We start from the raw sequence: 17,473 nt of genomic DNA, 5'->3' as shown, positions 1-17,473 counted from the left end.
ACCCGGCAGAACTCGTCCATGTCCGGGTTGAAGCCGGCCGCGATGTCGGGGTAGCCCGGAGCGGGTCTCGTCGAGCAGCCGCTGGCAGACCTCGTTGCGGACGATCCTGCCCAACCGGTGGACCGGGGGAGGGAGTTCCCGCGAGAACCAACCGAACGGGCGGGTGGGGGTCGGCCGGAGGCGTATCGACGTCGACGGCGTATGCGCTGGCAGCGGAGCTATGAAAACGCTAATGCAACCGGCCGGCGCTGGGTAGCTCCGCCGCTCACTGGGTGGGACGCGGTGCGAAAGCGCAGAACTCGTTGCCCTCGGGGTCGGCCAGCACCCACCACCAGTGCGCCTCGTCGAGCGGCTCACTCAGCAGGGTCGCGCCCGCCGCGATCAGCGCCATCGGCTCCGGGTCGACCATGTCGACGTCCCAGTGCAGCCGGTTCTTGACCGTCTTGGGCTCGGGCACCCCGACGAACACCCAGTAGTCCCAGGGGAACCCGGACGCACCGGCCACCGACGAGGTGCTCGACTCGTGCTCGACGGTACCGCCGACCACCCCGGCCCACCAGGTCGCTTGCGCCGCCGGGTCGGCCGAGTCCACGACCAGCTCGAACGGGCCCGGTCGGGTGCCCTCCCGCGCCGGGAACGCGCAGAACTCGTTGCCCTCCGGGTCGTCCAACACCCACCAGGTGGCGTCGCCGGCCGGTTCGCGAACCAGTCGGGCGCCGTCCGCGAGCAGCGCCGCCGGCTGCGCACCGGCCAACCGCAGATCCAGGTGTACGCGAGTCTTGCCGACCCGAGGCTCGGGCACCTTGTTCACCCAGATCGACTCGGCGTTCGAGCGTGCCGAGCGCGGGTCCACCCGGGTGTCGTCGTCACCGGCATCGGCCACGTCACCGTCGAGCATCCGGGCCCAGAAGGCGCCGAGAGCGAGCGGGTCGGTGGCGTCCAGACAGAGATCCTTGAAGCGCGCGATCATCGGTCTGGGTGGCTCAGTGCTGCTTGGCGTAGTTGATGAACGCTTTCCAGGCCGTCGGGTCGACGTGCAGGGTGCCGCCGTCGCGGTCCTTGGTGTCGCGCACCAGCACCACGCTCGGCAGGTTGTCGGCGACCTCGACACAGGCGCCGCCGTTGCCGCCGGACCGGGTCGACTTTCGCCACTGTGGGGTCAGCATGCCCATGACTTCGCCACTTCCTTGATCAGCTCGGTTGACTGTCGGCGGGGGAGCGCCTCGTTCCGCACGATCTCCCACGTCTTCGCCAGCTTAGCGACGTCGGTTGGTGCATCGACGATCTGCGCGGTGAGTTGGTTGTCCGCGTAGGTCACGCGCTCACCGTCGGGCAGCTCGGCGATGATGAACTGACCGCCCATCCCCAGGTACATCCCAGCATCCGTCGGCACGATGTGCACCTGGATATGCTCCGCCGCCGCCAACTGGGCCAGGTGCTCGCACTGCTCGACCATGAGCCCCGGCTGGTCGAGCACCGGCCGGCGCAGCACCGCCTCGTCCAGTACGGCGATGAGCTGCGGCGGGCGCGGGCGGTGCAGGATCGCCTGGCGCTCCAGCCTTGCGGCGACGATCCGGTCCACGTCCTCGGCGTCGAACCGGCCACCGGCCAACGTTGCGCGGGCGTACCGCTCGGTCTGGAGCAGGCCCGGCACGTAGGCCAACTCGAACCAGCGCAGCGTGGTCGCCTCCCGCTCGAACTCGATCCACTCGCGCAGCCAGGCCGGCTCGGCGTCGAGCCGGGCCAACCCGTCCAGCATGCGGAGGAAGCGTCCGCCGGTCTGGTGGTGGGTGTCGACCGCCCTCATGTACTCCTTCGTGGGCGGTCGCCCGCCGGTCTCCACCGAGCTGACGTGCGAACCCGAGTAACCGATGCCCCTGCCGAAGTCGTCCTGACTGAGCCCGAACCCCATCCGGAACAGGCGCAGTTCCTCCAGCACGTAGTCGGTGACGGTCCCCATCGATTCCCCAACCTTCGCTCAGTCAGGCTCGGCGTGTCCGTCATAGGTGCTCACCTGGACCGCTGAGCTGCACGAATGGCGCGAGCACGTATCGACGGTAGTCGCCTCATCACCACACTGTCACCAGCGGCGGGTCCGCTGGTGGCCGGAATGGCGGCGGCGGGCCCTGCCTTCCGGGGTCGCTCCCGTTTCCCCCTTGCGGGAGCGGCCCCTTCCCCATCCCGGAGGAGGTCGACGTGCTCACCCCGACAGGCCAGCAGCCCTCGGCGCGGTGGCGATGATGGTGGTCCGCCCGCCCGTACCGCACGTCGCCATGCGCCCGCTGTGGCGGTGCCGCAACTGTGGCACCGAGTGGCCCTGCCAGCCGGCCAAGCTCGCACTACTGACGGAGTACCGGACCAGCCGGACCGCGCTGCTGATCTACCTCGGCACCCTGATGCACGAGGCGACGAACCAGCTCACCCAACTCCACCCGGACCATCCACCGACCAGGATGACCGAGCGCTTCCTCTCCTGGGCCAGAGCCCGCGGTTGACGCTCGGCCCGCCGTGGTTCATCCCGGAAAGTGGATCAGTGGCACCCCGTCGGAGTATCCGGGCCCCTCACTGGTCAGCACCGCGGCGTCGTGGGTCAGGCCCGCCACGGCGGCTGCGGCCAGGTCGAAACGGCGGGTCCTGCGCTGCCAGAAGGTCAGCTCCGGTAGATCCTCCGCCTGCTCGGGCAGCAGCGCGCAGGAAGTCAGGGCCAGCAGCTTGTGCAGTAGGGCCAGGTCCTTGCCGGTCGCCATGGTCAACGCTTCGGTCGCTGCTACCACCGGCACCCCGAACCGCACCCCGTCCTCAATGACCTCGTGGACGGGCTCGCCGACGTGCACCGTCCGGAGGACGGCGTATCCCAGCAGGGCCGACCGGTCCAGGATGAGCCGGACTGGTGGTGTTGTCTCCGAGGTCATGCGGCGTCGGCGCGGGGCGCAGTATCGTCACCGTTCATCTCGGCCTCCATGGCGGCGCGGATCTTGGCGCGCTCCGCCTCGAACCGCTCCGCAGACCACTCAGCCTCTACGCCTAGGCGGCGGGCCCGAGCCTCGGCCACACCCTGCTCGGTGACGTGAATGCCGGCGGCGAGCAACAACTCCTTGTGCTGCTCCACCCGCTTACGCCGACGCACCGACTCCGTGACGTAGGCACTGGCCATGCGGTTGCCCTGGCTCTCCAGGATCTGACTCACATCCGGCGGGACGGAGATCGTGAAGCGGCGCTGAGGCTCTGTCATACGTGCAGCTTACACCTGTCATACTGTTGCGCCTTGACGCTTGGGCCCGTGTCGTCTGGGCCTGCGGTCTTCCGGCCCGCGTCTCGGAGCGTGATCGACTCGCCTTCGTGAAAGGCGGGGCTTCCCTGGCGTGGTGACTGCGCGACTTCCAGAAAGCCGAGTCGATCAAGTGCGGGGCCGTCGGCGCGGGGCTCCGATGGCTGGTCGCTGTGCGCACTCCCGGTGTGACAGCCAGGTTTCGCGACTTCACGGGCGGGGCAGAGTAGCCGCTACAGAGCATCCGGGCCGGAGTTTCCGCAGCTAGCCGACTCGGAGACGGCTCGCCGTGCGCCGGGGCACGGATGCCCCTCCCCGGTCTTTCGCCGAGGAGAGGGGGAGGGCGATGACGGACCCCGAAACGGCTCGACACCGACGCCGGCCGGTTGTTCGGCTGGGGGCGGCGGCTGCCGCGCTGGCACTCGTCGCGCCGCTGGCCGCATGCGGCGCTGACGACGCCGGCGGCCCACCGACGATCAACCTGTACTACCCACCTGAGCAGAACCTGCAGAAGGTCGTCGACGACTGCAACGCGCAGGCCCAGGGGCGCTACGAGATCGCCTACCGGGTGCTGCCCCGGCAGGCCGACGACCAGCGGGTGCAGATGGTGCGCCGGTTGGCAGCCGAGGACAGCGGGATGGACCTGCTCGGGCTGGACGTCACCTGGACGCAGGAGTTCGCCAGCGCCGACTGGATCCGTGAGTGGACCGGCCAGGACAAGGCCGAGGTCGAGCAGGGCACCCTCGCCGGGCCGTTGGACACCGCCCGGTACGAGGACAAGCTGTACGCGGCGCCGAAGAACACCAACGTCCAGTTGCTCTGGTACCGCAAGGACCTGGTGCCGCAGCCGCCGACCACCTGGGACCAGATGATCAGCGCGGCCCAGCAGCTCAAGGACCAGGACAAGCCGTACCAGGTGCTCACCATGGGCGCGCAGTACGAGGGTCTGGTCGTCCTCTACAACACCCTGGCCGAGAGCGCCGGTGGAAAGATCCTCAGCGACGACGGCAAGAAGGCCGTCATGGACGACGGCACGGTCCGGGCGTTGGAGCAGCTGAAGAAGTTCGCCACGTCGGGCGTGACCTCGCCGTCGTTCAGCAACGCCACCGAGGACCCGGTCCGGCTGGAGTTCCAGTCCGGCGCGGGCGCGTTCCAGGTGAACTGGCCGTTCGTCTACCCGGCCCTTCAGGAGGCCAACCCGGAGCTGGCCAAGCAGGTCGGCTGGGCCCGGATCCCGGGTGTCGACGAGGGCACCCCCAGCAAGGTCACCATCGGTGGGGTCAACCTGGCGGTCAGCTCCTACTCCAAGCACCCGGAGCAGTCCTTCGAGGCGGCCCGGTGCATCCGCAGCGCCGAGCACCAGAAGTTCTCCGCCATCAACGACGGCGTGCCGCCCACCATCGAGGCGGTCTTCGACGACCCGGAGATGACCGAGGCGTACCCGATGAAGGACACCATCCTGGAGGAGTTGAAGGAGCCGGCGACCCGTCCGCTGACCCCCGCCTACCAGAGCATCTCCACAGTCATGTCGGCGATCCTGTCGCCGCCGTCCGGGATCCGTCCGCAGCAGACCGCCGACGAGCTGCGTGGCGCCATCGCCGACGCCCTCCAGTCCAAGGGGGTCCTGCCGTGAGCATCAACGCCACCCCGACCGGCGCCGATGTCGCCGTCGAGGAGACCCGCCGGCCCGCCGCCGTGCCGAAGCAACGCGGCGGTCGTCGCAAGCCCCCACTGAGTGAGAACAAGAAGGCCGAACGCCGGCTCGGTCTGCTGCTCTGCGCGCCGGCCGCGCTGGTCATGATCGCGGTGACCGCGTACCCGATCATCTATTCGGTGTGGTTGTCGTTGCAGCGCTTCGACCTGCGCTTCCCCGACCAGCGTGAGTTCATCGGGCTGGAGAACTACGTCACGGTGCTCACCAACGAGTTCTGGTGGACCGCGTTCGGGGTGACCATGCTGATCACTGTGGTCACCGTGGCCGTCGAACTGGTGCTCGGCATGGGCCTGGCGATCATCATGCACCGCACGCTGGTCGGCCGCGGCCTGGTCCGGACCTCGGCGCTGATCCCGTACGGGATCGTCACAGTGGTCGCCGCGTTCTCCTGGCGGTACGCCTGGACGCCCGGAACCGGCTACCTGGCCGACCTGTTCAGCGACGGCGCGCCGCTCACCGAACGGGCCAGCTCCCTGGCGATCATCATGCTGGCGGAGATCTGGAAGACCACCCCGTTCATGGCGCTGCTGCTGATGGCCGGGCTGGCGCTGGTGCCGGAGGACCTGCTCAAGGCGGCCTCCACCGACGGCGCGACCGCCTGGCAGAAGTTCACGAAGGTGATGCTGCCGGTGATGAAGCCGGCGATCCTGGTCGCGTTGCTGTTCCGCACCCTGGACGCGTTCCGGGTCTTCGACAACATCTTCGTGTTGACCGCCGGCGGCAACGAGACCTCGTCGGTGTCGATGCTCGCCTACAACAACCTGATCCGGGGCCTCAACCTCGGCATCGGTTCGACGATGTCGGTGCTGATCTTCATCACCGTGGCGATCATCGCCTTCGTCTTCGTGAAGCTGTTCGGCACCGCTGCCCCGGGCAGCGACGACGGAGAGAGGCGCTGACATGGCTGTCGAAACCACTACCAGGGCAAAGCTGCGCTGGGGTCTGCTCGACGTCCTCGTGGTCGTCTTCGCGCTGGTCCCGGTGCTGTGGATCGCGTCGCTGTCGTTCAAGACGCCAGCCACCCTCACCGACGGGAACTTCATCCCCCGGGAATGGACGCTGGACAACTACCGGACCATCTTCGACACCGACCAGTTCGTCCGGGCACTGGTCAACTCGATCGGCATCGCGCTGATCGCCACGCTGATCGCTGTGGTGCTCGGCGCGATGGCCGCGTACGCGATCAGCCGGCTGGACTTCCCCGGTAAGAAGCTGCTGGTCGGGGTCTCCCTGCTGATCGCGATGTTCCCGCAGGTGTCACTGGTGTCGCCGCTGTTCGAGATCGAGCGTCAACTCAAGATCTTCGACACCTGGCCCGGGCTGATCCTGCCGTACATCACCTTCGCGCTGCCGCTGGCGATCTACACGCTGTCGGCGTTCTTCAAGCAGATCCCGTGGGATCTGGAGAAGGCCGCGAAGATGGACGGCGCCACCCAGGGGCAGGCGTTCCGGCGGGTGATCGCGCCACTGGCCGCGCCTGGGCTGTTCACCACGGCGATCCTGGTCTTCATCTTCTGCTGGAACGACTTCCTGTTCGCCATCTCGCTGACCTCGACCGAGCGGTCCCGCACGGTGCCGGTCGCCCTGTCGTTCTTCACCGGCGAGTCGCAGTTCGAGGACCCCACCGGGGCGATCTGCGCCGCCGCCGTGGTGATCACCGTGCCGATCATTCTTTTCGTCCTCTTCTTCCAGCGTCGCATCGTGTCCGGTCTGACCTCCGGCGCAGTCAAGGGATAGGTGGGTAGTCATGGCTGACATCGTGCTGGACAAGGTGAGCAAGAGCTTCCCGGACGGGACCGTCGCCGTGCAGGACGTCGACCTGGAGATCGCCGACGGCGAGTTCGTGATCCTGGTCGGGCCCTCGGGCTGCGGAAAGTCCACCACCCTCAACATGATCGCCGGGCTGGAGGACATCAGCTCCGGTGAGCTGCGCATCGCCGGGCAGCGGGTCAACGACAAGGCCCCACGGGACCGGGACATCGCCATGGTGTTCCAGTCGTACGCGCTGTACCCGAACATGACGGTGCGGGAGAACATGGCGTTCCCGTTGCGGCTGGCGAAGCTCGACAAGGAGACCATCGACCGCAAGGTCGACGAGGCGGCGAAGGTGCTGGAGTTGACCTCGCTGCTGGACCGCAAGCCGGCCAACCTCTCCGGTGGCCAGCGTCAGCGGGTGGCGATGGGTCGGGCGATCGTCCGCCAGCCGAAGGCGTTCCTGATGGACGAGCCGCTGTCCAACCTCGACGCCAAGCTGCGGGTGCAGATGCGCACCGTGGTGTCCCGCCTGCAGAAGCAGCTCGGCACCACCACCGTCTACGTCACCCATGACCAGACCGAGGCGATGACCCTCGGCGACCGCGTGGTGATCATGCGCGGGGGTGCGGTGCAGCAGGTTGGGCCACCACAGGAGCTGTACGACCACCCGCGCAACCTCTTCGTGGCCGGCTTCATCGGCTCGCCGTCGATGAACTTCCTGCACGCCGCCGTGCAGGACGGCGAGTTGCACACCGCCCTGGGGAAGGTGCCGATCGGTGACCGGGTCCGCCGGGAGTTGGAGTCGGCCGACGCCCCCCGCGAGCTGATCCTCGGCATCCGTCCCGAGCACTTCGAGGACGCCGAACTGGTCGACGACGACACCCGTCGGCGGGGCATGGAGTTCGAGGCGCCTGTGGACATCGTCGAGTCGATGGGTTCGGACAAGTACGTCTACTTCACCGTCGAGGGTGAGAAGGCCAGCGCCGCCGAGTTGGAGGAGTTGGCCGCCGACGCGGGCGCCGCCGACTTCGCCGGCGCCGGCGGCAACCTGGTGACCCGGCTGTCCGCCGAGTCGCCGGTCGCCGAGGGGCAGTCCCGGCGGGTCTGGTTCAACCTGGAGAAGATCCACCTGTTCGACCCGGCCAACGGCCGCAACCTGACCCTGCACGAGGGCCGAGCCGCCGGAGCGCTCGCCGACTGACGGTCCATTTCGCGCCGATCTTGCACTTTCGGTTGTCGGTATGGGGCGGATTGCCCCTTGTGTCGGGACAGAAAGTGCAAGACGCTTCTATGTATGTGGTGATCGGTTCGGCTGGTTGCCGCTAGGTTCGGCGTCGATGATCGCTTGGGTGGCTCATTGCCGATCCGGCCGCTCGGAGTGCGGGTGTGCCTTGTGCAAGACCTGTCCCCAGGTGGTCGTCGGCGCCGGCCCGGCCCACCTTGCTGGCCTGATCAGAAGCCTGCCCGTGCGAGCACACGTGGCCCATCACAGATTTGCCGCCGAGGTGACTGCATCCCGAGCCGACGCCGACTGTCCCGGTCGTCACTGGCAAAGGAGCAACAACCCGAGATGGCACAGATCGTAGAGCGGGTCACGGATCGCTATGACGTGGTGGTGGGGGTGGACACCCATACCGACACGCACACCGCTGCCGTGCTCGACCGGTTCGGGGCGGTGCTGGCGCAGGTCACCGTGTCCACCGACCCGGACGGGTTGAGCCAGCTGGTGGCCTTCGCCGCCGCGCACACCCCGCCGGACGGGCGCCGGTTGTGGGCGGTAGAGGGCACCCGGGCGCACGGTCAGGGACTGTGCCGGCTGTTGAGCGCTGCCGGTGAACCGGTCTGCGAGGCACCCAAACCCGCCCCGGCGGCCCGCCGCCGGGGCGGGAAGTCCGATCAACTCGACGCGGTCGCCGCCGCCCACGCGGTGCTGGCACTGTCCACCGACCATATCGCTGTGCCCCGCAGCGACGGACCACGCGAAGCGCTGCGTCTGCTGCTGGTCTGCCGCCGCCACCACAGCGACACGCGCACCGCCACGGTCAACCTGGTCAAAGCGCTGATCCTGACCGCCGACGACGCCCTGCGCCACGCCCTACGCGGGCTGAGCACCACCCACCAGATCGCCCGCCTGGCCGCCCTCGACCTACCCGAGAGCACCCACCTGCCCACCGAGGAACACACCCGCCGCCGCGAACTGGGCACCCTCGCCCGTCACATCCACACCCTCGACGCCGCACTGGCCGACAACCACCGACGCCTCCGCGCCCTCGTCACCGAACTCTGCCCACCCCTGCTCGACCAACCCGGAGTCGGACCCGTCACCGCCGCGATCGCCCTCACCGCCTGGTCACACCCCGGCCGCGTCCGCTCCGAAGCCGCCTACGCCACCCTCGCCGGCGCCGCCCCCATACCCGTCGCCAGCGGCCGCACCGACCGACACCGCCTCAACCGCGGCGGCGACAGAACCCTCAACAGCGCCCTACACACCATCGCCCTGACCCGCCGCCGCATCCACCCCGAAACCCGCGACTACATCAACCGACGCCGCGCCCAAGGCCGCACCACCAGAGAAATCAACCGCTGCCTCAAGCGCTACATCGCCCGACAGCTCTACCGCACCATCACCACCCACCACCGCACCCCTTGACAACCCCCACTCACAGATCGGCGCCGTGGGGGCGCGCGGGGCGCGGCGCGGAGCGGGGCCGGGGTGCGGGCGGGGGCGCGTGCCCTGCGGTGTGGGGGCGGGCGTGGCAGGGTGGTCGCAGGTTTCGTCGTGAAGCGGGGGAACGGATGAACCGACGATTGGCCGCGCTGGCCAACGCGCACGGTGTTTCCACCTGGTACGAGGATTGGCGGCACCGCCGCGTCGCTGTCGCACCGGAGACCGTGGTGGGGGTGCTGGGGCTGCTCGGCGTGGACGCCACCAGCCCGGCGGCGATCGCCGACGCGCTCGCCGCCGCCCGTGCGGTCGACCGGAACGCCCTGCCGGAGACGGTGGTGCTCACCCACGGGCGCAGCCGGGCGCTGCCCGGCCCGGGGGTGGTGACACTGGAGGACGGTCGCCGTCGTGCGGTCGACGGTGAGCTGCCAGCGGACCTGCCGCTGGGGTGGCACCGGCTGGCCTGCGCCGACCGCGAGGTGACACTGGTGGTGGTGCCGCGCCGACTGCCGGTGCCGCCGTCGAGCTGGGGGTGGATGCTCCAGCTCTACGCGCTCACCTCGGAGCGTTCCTGGGGCATGGGCGACCTTGGTGACCTCGCCGAGTTCACCGGGTGGGCCGGTGACACCGGGGCCGGGCTGGTGCTGCTGAACCCGCTGCACGCGGTCGGGCCGGCGCACCCGGTGGCCACCTCACCGTATTCGCCGGCCAGTCGACGCTTCGTCAATCCGCTCTACCTGCGGGTCAGCGACACCGCCGCGTACCGGGCGGCGGACCCGGCGACCCGTGCGGTGGTCGACGCGTTGCGTCCCGACCGGGGGCCCCTGATCGACTACGACGAGGTGTGGGCCGCCAAGCGACGCGCCCTGGAGTTGCTGCACCCGTACGCCCAGCCGGTGGATCTTGCCGCGGACCCGGCGCTGGCCAGCTTCGCCACCTGGTGCGCACTCGCCGAGCGGCACGGCAACGACTGGCGTGCCTGGCCGGCGGAGCTGCACCACCCCGACGCCCCGGCGGTCGCCGAGCAGCGTCGGCAGCTCACCGACCGGGTCGCCTTCCACGCCTGGTTGCAACACCTCTGCGACGAGCAGCTCGACGCCGTCACGGCGGCGGCCCGCTCGGCGGGGATGCCGGTCGGCGTCGTGCACGACCTGGCCGTCGGCATCGACCCGGGCGGCGCCGACGGGTGGCAGCTCGCCGACGTGCTGGCCCAGGGTGTGCGGGTCGGCGCGCCGCCGGACGACTTCAACCAGCTCGGCCAGGACTGGGGGCTCGCCGCGTGGCGTCCGGACCGGCTCGCCGCCACCGGCTACGCCGCCTACCGGGACATGCTGCGCCGCACCCTGCGGCACGCGGGTGGCCTGCGGGTCGACCACGTCGCCGGCCTGTGGCGGCTGTGGTGGGTGCCGCCGGGCGGCGGCGCAGCCGAGGGCACCTACGTGCGCTACGACGCCGAGGCGATGCTCGGCATCCTCGCGTTGGAGGCGCACCGGGCCGGCGCGGTGGTGGTCGGTGAGGATCTCGGCACTGTCCAACCAGCGGTGACCCGGGGGTTGCGAGGGCGCAACATGCTCGGCTCGACAGTGCTGTGGTTCGCACGCGACGAGGTCGGTGACTTCGTCCCGCCGGCCCGGTGGCCGCGCAACGCCCTCGCCACGATCTCCACCCACGACCTGCCCACCGCGCCGGGCTTCCTGACCGGTGAGCACGTGCGGGTACGCGACGAGTTGAAGCTGCTCGGCACCGACGTGGCGGTGGAGCGGGCCCGCGCCGCCGCCGACCGGGACCGGCTGCTCACGATGCTGCGGGCTGAGAACCTGCTGCCCGAGCCGACACCGCAGCTACCGACCGTGACTGTCGCCTCCGCGGGTGCAGAGCAAAGGACGGATGCCGATCCGGCGTTGCCTGAGGCGACGGCGACGGCGACGGCGACGGCGGAGCCCGACGACGGCGAGGTGGTGGTGGCCATGCACGCCGCGCTCGCGGCCAGCCCGACCCGACTGCTCGGCGTCTCCCTCTACGACGTGCTGGGCGAGGTGCGCCAACCCAACATGCCGGGCACTGTGGACGAGTATCCGAACTGGCGGCTGCCGCTGCCGGCGAGCGTGGCGCAGATCCGCGTGGACCCCCGGGTGGCCCGCATCGTCGACCTGCTCAGCGCCGCCCGCCCACGACCGGCCGCCCCGACGCCGGCCGCCGACGAGTGACGCGGCCGGGTCAGGTCAGCCAGTCGAAGCGGGCCGGCAGCCCGAGGAAGTCGGCGTAGCGCCCGAGCGCCCGCTCCACCCGGGCCCGCGCCGTGACGTCGAGCGTCGTGAGCGGCTGGATCGTCACGGTCACCGCGGTGCGGCCGATCCGACGCTTCCACACGCCCACCACCCGGCCGGCGCGGACCACTGTGGCCTGGAAGATGCCGTTGTTGCCCGGCACCACTGCCGCCTGGTGGGCGGGGTCGAGCATCAACGTGCGGTCCCGGAAGCCGAGCAGGTACTCGTCGAAGCCGGGCAGCGCCAGCATGTCGTCCGGCGCGGTGCGCGGCGCGTCAGCCAGCGCCGCGTCGACGTACATCGGTGTGCCGTCGACCCGTACCGTGCTCAGCGCGTCGTCGGCGGCGGCCAGGCCGCGCCGGGCGTCGGTGACGGTGAGGCCGCTCCAGCCGGCGAACTCGCGGTCGGTGACCGGGCCGTGCCCGCGCACGTAGCGGTGGGCGAGCAGGGCCAGCGCCTCGTCCCGCTCCAGCCGGTGCGGTGTGGGCGCCCACTCGTCGAGCAGGGCGAAGGTCTGCTCGGTGCCGATGTTCGGCGCCACGCAGGTCACGCCGCGAACGCTCGCATACCACAACAGGTGGTAACCACGCTGCCCGTCGGTGCCCAGGCCGGCCGCCCGCAGGGTCGCCAGGCACTGCGCGCGGGTGAGCCGACCGCCGCCGGCCAGCGCGGCGCCGAGGACGTCCACCGCCCGGTCCGCGTCGGCCTCGGTGAGCCCGAGCTGCGCCCGCCGGGTCGCCACGCCGGCCAGCGATCGTACGCCGGTCAGCTCCAGCATCCAGCGGGCGTCGGCGGGCGGGACGAGGTGCACGGTGCCCCGCATCGGCCAGGTGCGCAGCGCCTCCCGCCGCTCCAACGCCGCCTGCACGTCGGCGACACCGAAGCCGGGCAGCCGGGCGCCCAGCGACCACAAACCGCTGGCCAGGTCCTGTGCCTGCATCGCGCCGAACCACTCGACCACCTCGGCCACGGAGCCGGGTCGGGTGCTCGGGTGTGGGCGCAGCAGCAGGCTGGCCATCCGCAGCGCCAGCGCGTCGGCTGCGCTGAGGTCGACAGGCATCGGGCGCTCCTTTTCGGGGCCGGGCGGCCAGCGAGGCCGGTTTGGTGGCCGGGCGGCCAGCCTAGGGCCGACCACCGACACTCCTGCTGGTGGGAGGCGTAACGGCGGTCGCGGGGGGAATGCGGCTCGCCGGAAGTGCGCGCGCCGCGCGTACGGAAGGGAATCTCATGACTGCCGCAAGCGAGCCGGCGCGGGGCGCCGGCGTAACGGCTGGGTCCCGCGGCCATCGGGGGGGCGCCCGCGCGAAGACGAGCGCCGCGGCGACCTTCGCCCTGGTGTTCGGAGTGGCCGCGCTGTTCAGTGTGTTGACAGCGATCCTCGCCTGGCTGGGGTTGGTGCTCGGCATCATCGGGATCATCCTCGGCATCGTCGGGCTCAAGATGGCCCGCCGACCCGGGGTGACCGGTCGTGGCGTGTCCATCGGCGGCCTGGTGCTCAGCATCCTGGCCGTGCTGATCGGGCTCGGTCTGGCCGCGGGGATCACCACGTTCGTCAACAACGAGAACGCGGTGGACCGCCTGCAGACCCAGGTCGACAATCTGCGCGACAAGCTCGACTGACCCGCGCGTGCCGGTCCGGGCCGGCCCGCCACCCGTCCCGGCCGGCCACAGTAGGGTGGGCGGCGTGCTCCGCCAGGTCACCGCGATCCGCTACGTCACCCCACTGCGCGAGGGTGGGTCGCTGCCTGGCGTGGTGGAGGCCGACGACCTGGGCACCTACGTGGCGAAGTTCCGCGGCGCCGGGCAGGGGCCCAAGGCGCTGATCGCCGAGGTGATCTGCGGTGAGCTGGCCCGCCGGCTGGGGTTGCGGGTGCCGCCGTTGGTCGTCCTCGACGTCGACCCGGTGATCGGGCGGGCCGAGCCCGACCAGGAGGTGCAGGAGCTGCTGCGCAGCAGCGGCGGCGCCAACCTCGGGATGGACTTCCTGCCCGGGGCGTTGGGCTTCGACCCGGTGGCGCACCCCGTCGATTCGGCGCTGGCCTCCCGGGTGCTCTGGTTCGACGCGTTCGTGGAGAACGTCGACCGGAGTTGGCGCAATCCGAACCTGCTCGTCTGGCACCGGGAGCTGTGGCTGATCGACCACGGCGCCTCGCTGTACTTCCACCACAACTGGCCGCGCGCCGAGGCCGCCGTGCACCGCGCCTACCGCGCGGAGGACCACGTGCTGGCGCCGTACGCGTCGCGGCTGGCCGAGGCCGACGCCGCGCTGGCCCCCCAGGTCACCCCGGAGCTGCTCACCGAGGTGTTGGCCCTGGTGCCGGGGGAGTGGTTGACCGCCGCCGACTTCGAGACGGCCGACGCGGCGCGCGGCGCGTACCTGGATCACCTGTCCCGCCGGGTCGCCCGCACGGCCGACTGGCTGCCATCGGGGAGCGGGGCATGAGGCAACCCTTCGAGTACGCGCTGATCCGGCTCGTGCCCCGCATCGAGCGCGGGGAGCAGATCAACGTCGGGGTGTTGCTCTACTGCCAGCAGCGCGACTTCCTGGCCGCGCGGACGCACCTGGACGCCGACCGGGTTCGCGCGCTGGCGCCCGACGTCGACCTGCCCGCGGTGGCCGCGGTGCTCGACTCCTGGGACCGGACCTGCTCCGGTGACGGGCCGGCGACCCGGATGCGGCTCGGTGAGCGGTTCCACTGGCTGGCCGCGCCGCGTAGCACGATGATCCAGACGGGGCCGGTGCACACCGGTCTCACCGTCGACCCGGCGGCCGAACTGGACCGGCTGATGGCGGCCCTGGTCCGCTGAGCCGAGGCGGGGCGCGGAAGCGGTTATCGTCCCCTGATCGCGCTACGCCAGCGCCGTTGCCGGCGGAGCGCGATCCCCCGTTCAGGTGCCCGGTGCGGGGCGGCGGCTCGATCCCGCCGGCACCGATGGCATCAGGATCGCGGTCCGCGCGCGGCGTCGGGTCGGAACGACCGGGAAGTTGCGGAAAACTTGAGCCGGCGGACCGGTATCCGGGAGCGCCTGGGCTGTCGTTAGAGCGCGTCCGCAGCGGGTAGTCGCGGGAGCTGATCCGAGACGAAAAGGGGACACTCAGATGGCTGCCCAGACCAAGGTAGCGGTGATCTACTACAGCGCCACCGGCATCACGTACCAGATGGCCCAGGCCGTGTGTGAGGCCGCCGGGGACGCCGGTGCCGAGGTGCGCCTGCGCAAGGTGCGCGAGTTGGCGCCGGACGAGGCGATCCGCTCCAACTCCGGCTGGCAGGCGCACCGCCTGGAGACCCAGGACGTGCCCGAGGCGATGGTCGACGACCTGGCCTGGGCCGACGTGGTGATCCTCGGCGCGCCGACCCGGTACGGCATGGTCGCAGCACAGCTGAAGCAGTTCATCGACACCACCGGCCCGCTCTGGGCCCAGGGTGCGCTGGCCAACAAGGTCTACTCCGCCTTCACCTCGACGGCGACCGTGCACGGGGGTCACGAGACCACGCTGACCTCGCTGTTCAACGTCTTCTACCACTGGGGCGGCGTGGTGGTCACCCCCGGTTACACCGACACCAGCCAGTTCATCGCCGGCAACCCGTACGGCCCCTCGCACACCAGCAACAACGGGGAGATCGCCCCAGACGCCGTGGCGCTCGGGGCCTGCGCGCTCACCGCCCGGCGCGCGGTGCAGATGGGTGCCGCGCTGAAGGCGGGCCTGGCCGGCTGACCGGTTGACGGGCGGGGCGACCGGTGGCGCGGGCGAGGGCTCTCGACCCGGCCGCGCCACCGGTCCATCCAGCCCTACCCCAGGGCCGAGGCGACTATGCGCCTGGGCGCGTCGCGGACAGCTCGTCCGGGCGCGACGCGGGCAGCAACTCGGTCAACAGCTCACTGAGCACGGCGAGCCCGTCCGGGCTGAGCACCGACTCCGCGTGGAACTGCACCCCGGCGAAGCCGCGTCCTCGCAGGGCGTGCACGGCGCCGTCGCCCGGGTCCCGGGCAAGCTCCACCGGCCCGTACGTGGTGGTCAGCCGGTCGGTCTCGGCGCGGGCGGTGAACGTCGAGTAGAAGCCGACCCGGCGGGTCCGGCCGAACAGCGGCACCTCCCGCTGCAACCCCTGGTAGGGAGCGTCCCGGCGGTGCAGCGTCAGCCCCAGCAGCCCGGCGAGCACCTGATGGCCGAGGCAGACCGCGAGGGTGGGACGGCCGGTGGTGAGCAGCCCGGACAGCAGCTTCCGCAGGGCCAGCATCTTCGGCTCGTCCGCGCTGCCCGGGTCGCCCGGCCCGGGACCGGCGACCACCAGGTCGTAGTCGTCGACCGGGCCGCTCGCGTGCCACGGTCGGGTGGTCACCGCGAGACCCAACGCGCCCAGTTGGTGGGCCAGCATTCCGGTGAAGGTGTCCTCGGCGTCCACGATCAACACCCGGCGGCCGACCAGTCCGGGCAGTCCGGGCGCGTCCGGTGACCGCTGGTCCAGCCAGAACCGCGCCAGCGGTGCGTTGCGCGCGGCCAGCGCGTCGCGTACCGCCGGGTCGTCGGCCAGTCGCGCGACCGGCCCGCGGTCGCCGACGGCCGCCGCCGGTCCGAGGCCGAGCGCGGCCAGCACCCCGGCGGCCTTGGCGTGCGTCTCGGCCACCTCGCCGGCCGCCGTCGAGTGCCGGACCAGGGTCGCGCCGACCGGAACCCGCAGTCGCCCGGTGGGGGAGATCTCGGCGGTCCGGATCAGGATCGGGGCATCGAGCGTCTGCCGGCCGGCCTCGTCGTGGCCGAGCAGCGCCAGCACGCCCCCGTAGTAGCCCCGGCCCCGGCGCTCGTGCCGGGCGATCACCCGGCAGGCGTTCTCGATCGGGCTGCCCGTCACGGTGGGTGCGAACATCGTCTCGCGCAGCACCTCCCGTACGTCGCGGGTGCCCCGCCCGGCGAGCAGGTACTCGGTGTGCGCCAGGTGTGACATCTCCTTCAGGTACGGCCCGATCACCTGCCCACCGTGCTCGGCGACGGTGGCCATCATCTTCAGCTCCTCGTCGAGCACCATGTACAGCTCTTCGGTCTCCTTCTCATCGGTGAGGAAGCGCAGCAGGGCAGCCCGGTCGGCGACGCCACCGGGGCAGCGGAAGGTGCCGCTGATCGGGTTCATCATCACCAGTCCGTCGTCGACGCTGACGTGCCGCTCCGGGCTGGCGCCGACCAGCGTCCGGGTGCCGGTGTGCACCACGAACGTCCAGTACGCGCCGCGTTCGGCGATCAGCAGCCGGCGCAGCGCGGCCAGCGCGGCCCGCAGCGGCGGGCCCTGGACTGTGGCGTGCAGGGCGCGGTGGATGACGAAGTTCGCGCCCTCGCCGCGGCCGATCTCCTCGGACAGCACCTGCTGCACGTTTCGCGCGTACTCCTCGTCGCTGACGTCGAAGCCGGCGTCGCTGGTGTGGACCGGTTCGTCGGGCAGCGCGGCGAGGGCGTCGGCCAGTGCGATCCGCTGGTGCTCGCGGATGTGGAGGAACTCCAGTGGGGCGCCGTCGTCGACGCAGGCGAAGCCGCGTTCGGTGATCTGCCGGTACGGCACCACTGCCAGGGTTCGCGCCCCGGGCGGGCCGGGCGGCAACGGAAGGTCGCCGAGCGCTTCGACGGTGTCGACAGGGCCGGTGAACAGGTCCAGCTCGTCAGTGCCCTCGCGGCGCAGCAGCGCGAAGGGGCCGGGGTCGACGCCGCGGGCGACGGCGGCGAGCAGGTCGGTCAGGTGGGTCATCGGAGTCTCCGTCGGGCTGGGTGCCGCCGTCGGGCGGCCCTCCGGCCGGGAGATCCGGCGACCGCCTCG

18 protein-coding genes are annotated in these 17,473 nt (G+C 71.1%); 11 read left to right on the top strand and 7 right to left on the bottom strand.

Annotation, left to right across the window (positions count from 1 at the left end):
* Positions 1-265: 265 nt before the first annotated feature.
* Genes IW249_RS32480 through IW249_RS32470 form a run of 3 tightly spaced genes read right to left on the bottom strand, consistent with a single transcriptional unit; the run spans position 266 to position 1,960 of the window.
* Positions 266-970, bottom strand: a complete 705-nt coding sequence (locus IW249_RS32480) for a VOC family protein (protein ID WP_196924274.1) — start codon at positions 968-970, stop codon at positions 266-268.
* Positions 971-983: 13 nt separating this feature from the next.
* Positions 984-1,166 (bottom strand): DUF397 domain-containing protein, encoded by a 183-nt coding sequence (locus IW249_RS32475; protein WP_196925063.1) that lies wholly within the window; start codon positions 1,164-1,166, stop codon positions 984-986.
* Positions 1,160-1,960, bottom strand: a complete 801-nt coding sequence (locus IW249_RS32470; protein ID WP_196924273.1) for a helix-turn-helix domain-containing protein — start codon at positions 1,958-1,960, stop codon at positions 1,160-1,162. Before IW249_RS32470 ends, IW249_RS32475 begins: the two co-directional genes overlap by 7 nt.
* A gap of 277 nt (positions 1,961-2,237) precedes the next feature.
* On the opposite strand from IW249_RS32470, the gene IW249_RS32465 reads away from it, so the two are divergent.
* Positions 2,238-2,495, top strand: coding sequence for a flavin reductase (locus tag IW249_RS32465; protein ID WP_231394574.1), 258 nt, complete (start codon positions 2,238-2,240; stop codon positions 2,493-2,495).
* A gap of 18 nt (positions 2,496-2,513) precedes the next feature.
* On the opposite strand, the gene IW249_RS32460 is transcribed toward IW249_RS32465, so the two are convergent.
* On the bottom strand, positions 2,514-2,912 hold the full coding sequence (locus tag IW249_RS32460; RefSeq protein ID WP_124858603.1) for a hypothetical protein: 399 nt from the start codon (positions 2,910-2,912) through the stop codon (positions 2,514-2,516).
* Positions 2,909-3,232: a hypothetical protein gene (locus IW249_RS32455; protein ID WP_196924272.1), complete on the bottom strand. Its 324-nt coding sequence runs from the start codon at positions 3,230-3,232 to the stop codon at positions 2,909-2,911. The genes IW249_RS32460 and IW249_RS32455 overlap by 4 nt, the downstream gene beginning before the upstream one ends.
* 382 nt (positions 3,233-3,614) lie before the next feature.
* Here IW249_RS32455 and IW249_RS32450 point away from each other — a divergent pair, with 382 nt between their 5' ends.
* The 6 genes from IW249_RS32450 (at position 3,615) to malQ (ending at position 11,609) form a co-directional block, all read left to right on the top strand.
* Positions 3,615-4,901, top strand: a complete 1,287-nt coding sequence (locus IW249_RS32450; RefSeq protein ID WP_196924271.1) for an ABC transporter substrate-binding protein — start codon at positions 3,615-3,617, stop codon at positions 4,899-4,901.
* Positions 4,898-5,881: a carbohydrate ABC transporter permease gene (locus tag IW249_RS32445; protein ID WP_307788782.1), complete on the top strand. Its 984-nt coding sequence runs from the start codon at positions 4,898-4,900 to the stop codon at positions 5,879-5,881. Before IW249_RS32450 ends, IW249_RS32445 begins: the two co-directional genes overlap by 4 nt.
* Position 5,882: 1 nt before the next feature.
* Positions 5,883-6,719, top strand: a complete 837-nt coding sequence (locus IW249_RS32440) for a carbohydrate ABC transporter permease (protein ID WP_196924270.1) — start codon at positions 5,883-5,885, stop codon at positions 6,717-6,719.
* Positions 6,720-6,729: 10 nt separating this feature from the next.
* Positions 6,730-7,938 (top strand): ABC transporter ATP-binding protein, encoded by a 1,209-nt coding sequence (locus tag IW249_RS32435; protein WP_196924269.1) that lies wholly within the window; start codon positions 6,730-6,732, stop codon positions 7,936-7,938.
* A gap of 369 nt (positions 7,939-8,307) precedes the next feature.
* Positions 8,308-9,387 (top strand): IS110 family RNA-guided transposase, encoded by a 1,080-nt coding sequence (locus IW249_RS32430; RefSeq protein WP_196920513.1) that lies wholly within the window; start codon positions 8,308-8,310, stop codon positions 9,385-9,387.
* 146 nt (positions 9,388-9,533) lie between these two features.
* Positions 9,534-11,609 carry a 4-alpha-glucanotransferase gene (gene malQ / locus IW249_RS32425; RefSeq protein ID WP_196924268.1) on the top strand — a complete coding sequence of 692 codons (2,076 nt, stop codon included), beginning with the start codon at positions 9,534-9,536 and terminating at the stop codon, positions 11,607-11,609.
* A gap of 10 nt (positions 11,610-11,619) precedes the next feature.
* Here malQ and IW249_RS32420 read toward each other — a convergent pair whose 3' ends face one another.
* Positions 11,620-12,729 (bottom strand): winged helix DNA-binding domain-containing protein, encoded by a 1,110-nt coding sequence (locus IW249_RS32420; protein WP_196924267.1) that lies wholly within the window; start codon positions 12,727-12,729, stop codon positions 11,620-11,622.
* Between the two features lie 275 nt (positions 12,730-13,004).
* Between IW249_RS32420 and IW249_RS32415 the strand changes: the two genes are divergently transcribed.
* The 4 genes from IW249_RS32415 (at position 13,005) to wrbA (ending at position 15,387) form a co-directional block, all read left to right on the top strand.
* On the top strand, positions 13,005-13,289 hold the full coding sequence (locus IW249_RS32415; RefSeq protein ID WP_231392751.1) for a hypothetical protein: 285 nt from the start codon (positions 13,005-13,007) through the stop codon (positions 13,287-13,289).
* Between the two features lie 64 nt (positions 13,290-13,353).
* Positions 13,354-14,112: a HipA family kinase gene (locus tag IW249_RS32410; protein ID WP_196924265.1), complete on the top strand. Its 759-nt coding sequence runs from the start codon at positions 13,354-13,356 to the stop codon at positions 14,110-14,112.
* Positions 14,109-14,477 carry a DUF3037 domain-containing protein gene (locus tag IW249_RS32405; protein ID WP_130402437.1) on the top strand — a complete coding sequence of 123 codons (369 nt, stop codon included), beginning with the start codon at positions 14,109-14,111 and terminating at the stop codon, positions 14,475-14,477. The genes IW249_RS32410 and IW249_RS32405 overlap by 4 nt, the downstream gene beginning before the upstream one ends.
* Positions 14,478-14,769: 292 nt before the next feature.
* On the top strand, positions 14,770-15,387 hold the full coding sequence (gene wrbA, locus IW249_RS32400) for an NAD(P)H:quinone oxidoreductase (RefSeq protein WP_196924264.1): 618 nt from the start codon (positions 14,770-14,772) through the stop codon (positions 15,385-15,387).
* Positions 15,388-15,481: 94 nt separating this feature from the next.
* Here the strand turns inward: wrbA and IW249_RS32395 are convergent, their stop codons facing one another.
* Positions 15,482-17,404, bottom strand: coding sequence for an anthranilate synthase family protein (locus IW249_RS32395; RefSeq protein ID WP_196924263.1), 1,923 nt, complete (start codon positions 17,402-17,404; stop codon positions 15,482-15,484).
* Between the last annotated feature and the right edge of the window lie 69 nt (positions 17,405-17,473).

The organism is Micromonospora vinacea, from assembly GCF_015751785.1.
Lineage (GTDB): Bacteria > Actinomycetota > Actinomycetes > Mycobacteriales > Micromonosporaceae > Micromonospora > Micromonospora vinacea.
This window is presented reverse-complemented; position numbering and strand designations above follow the sequence as displayed.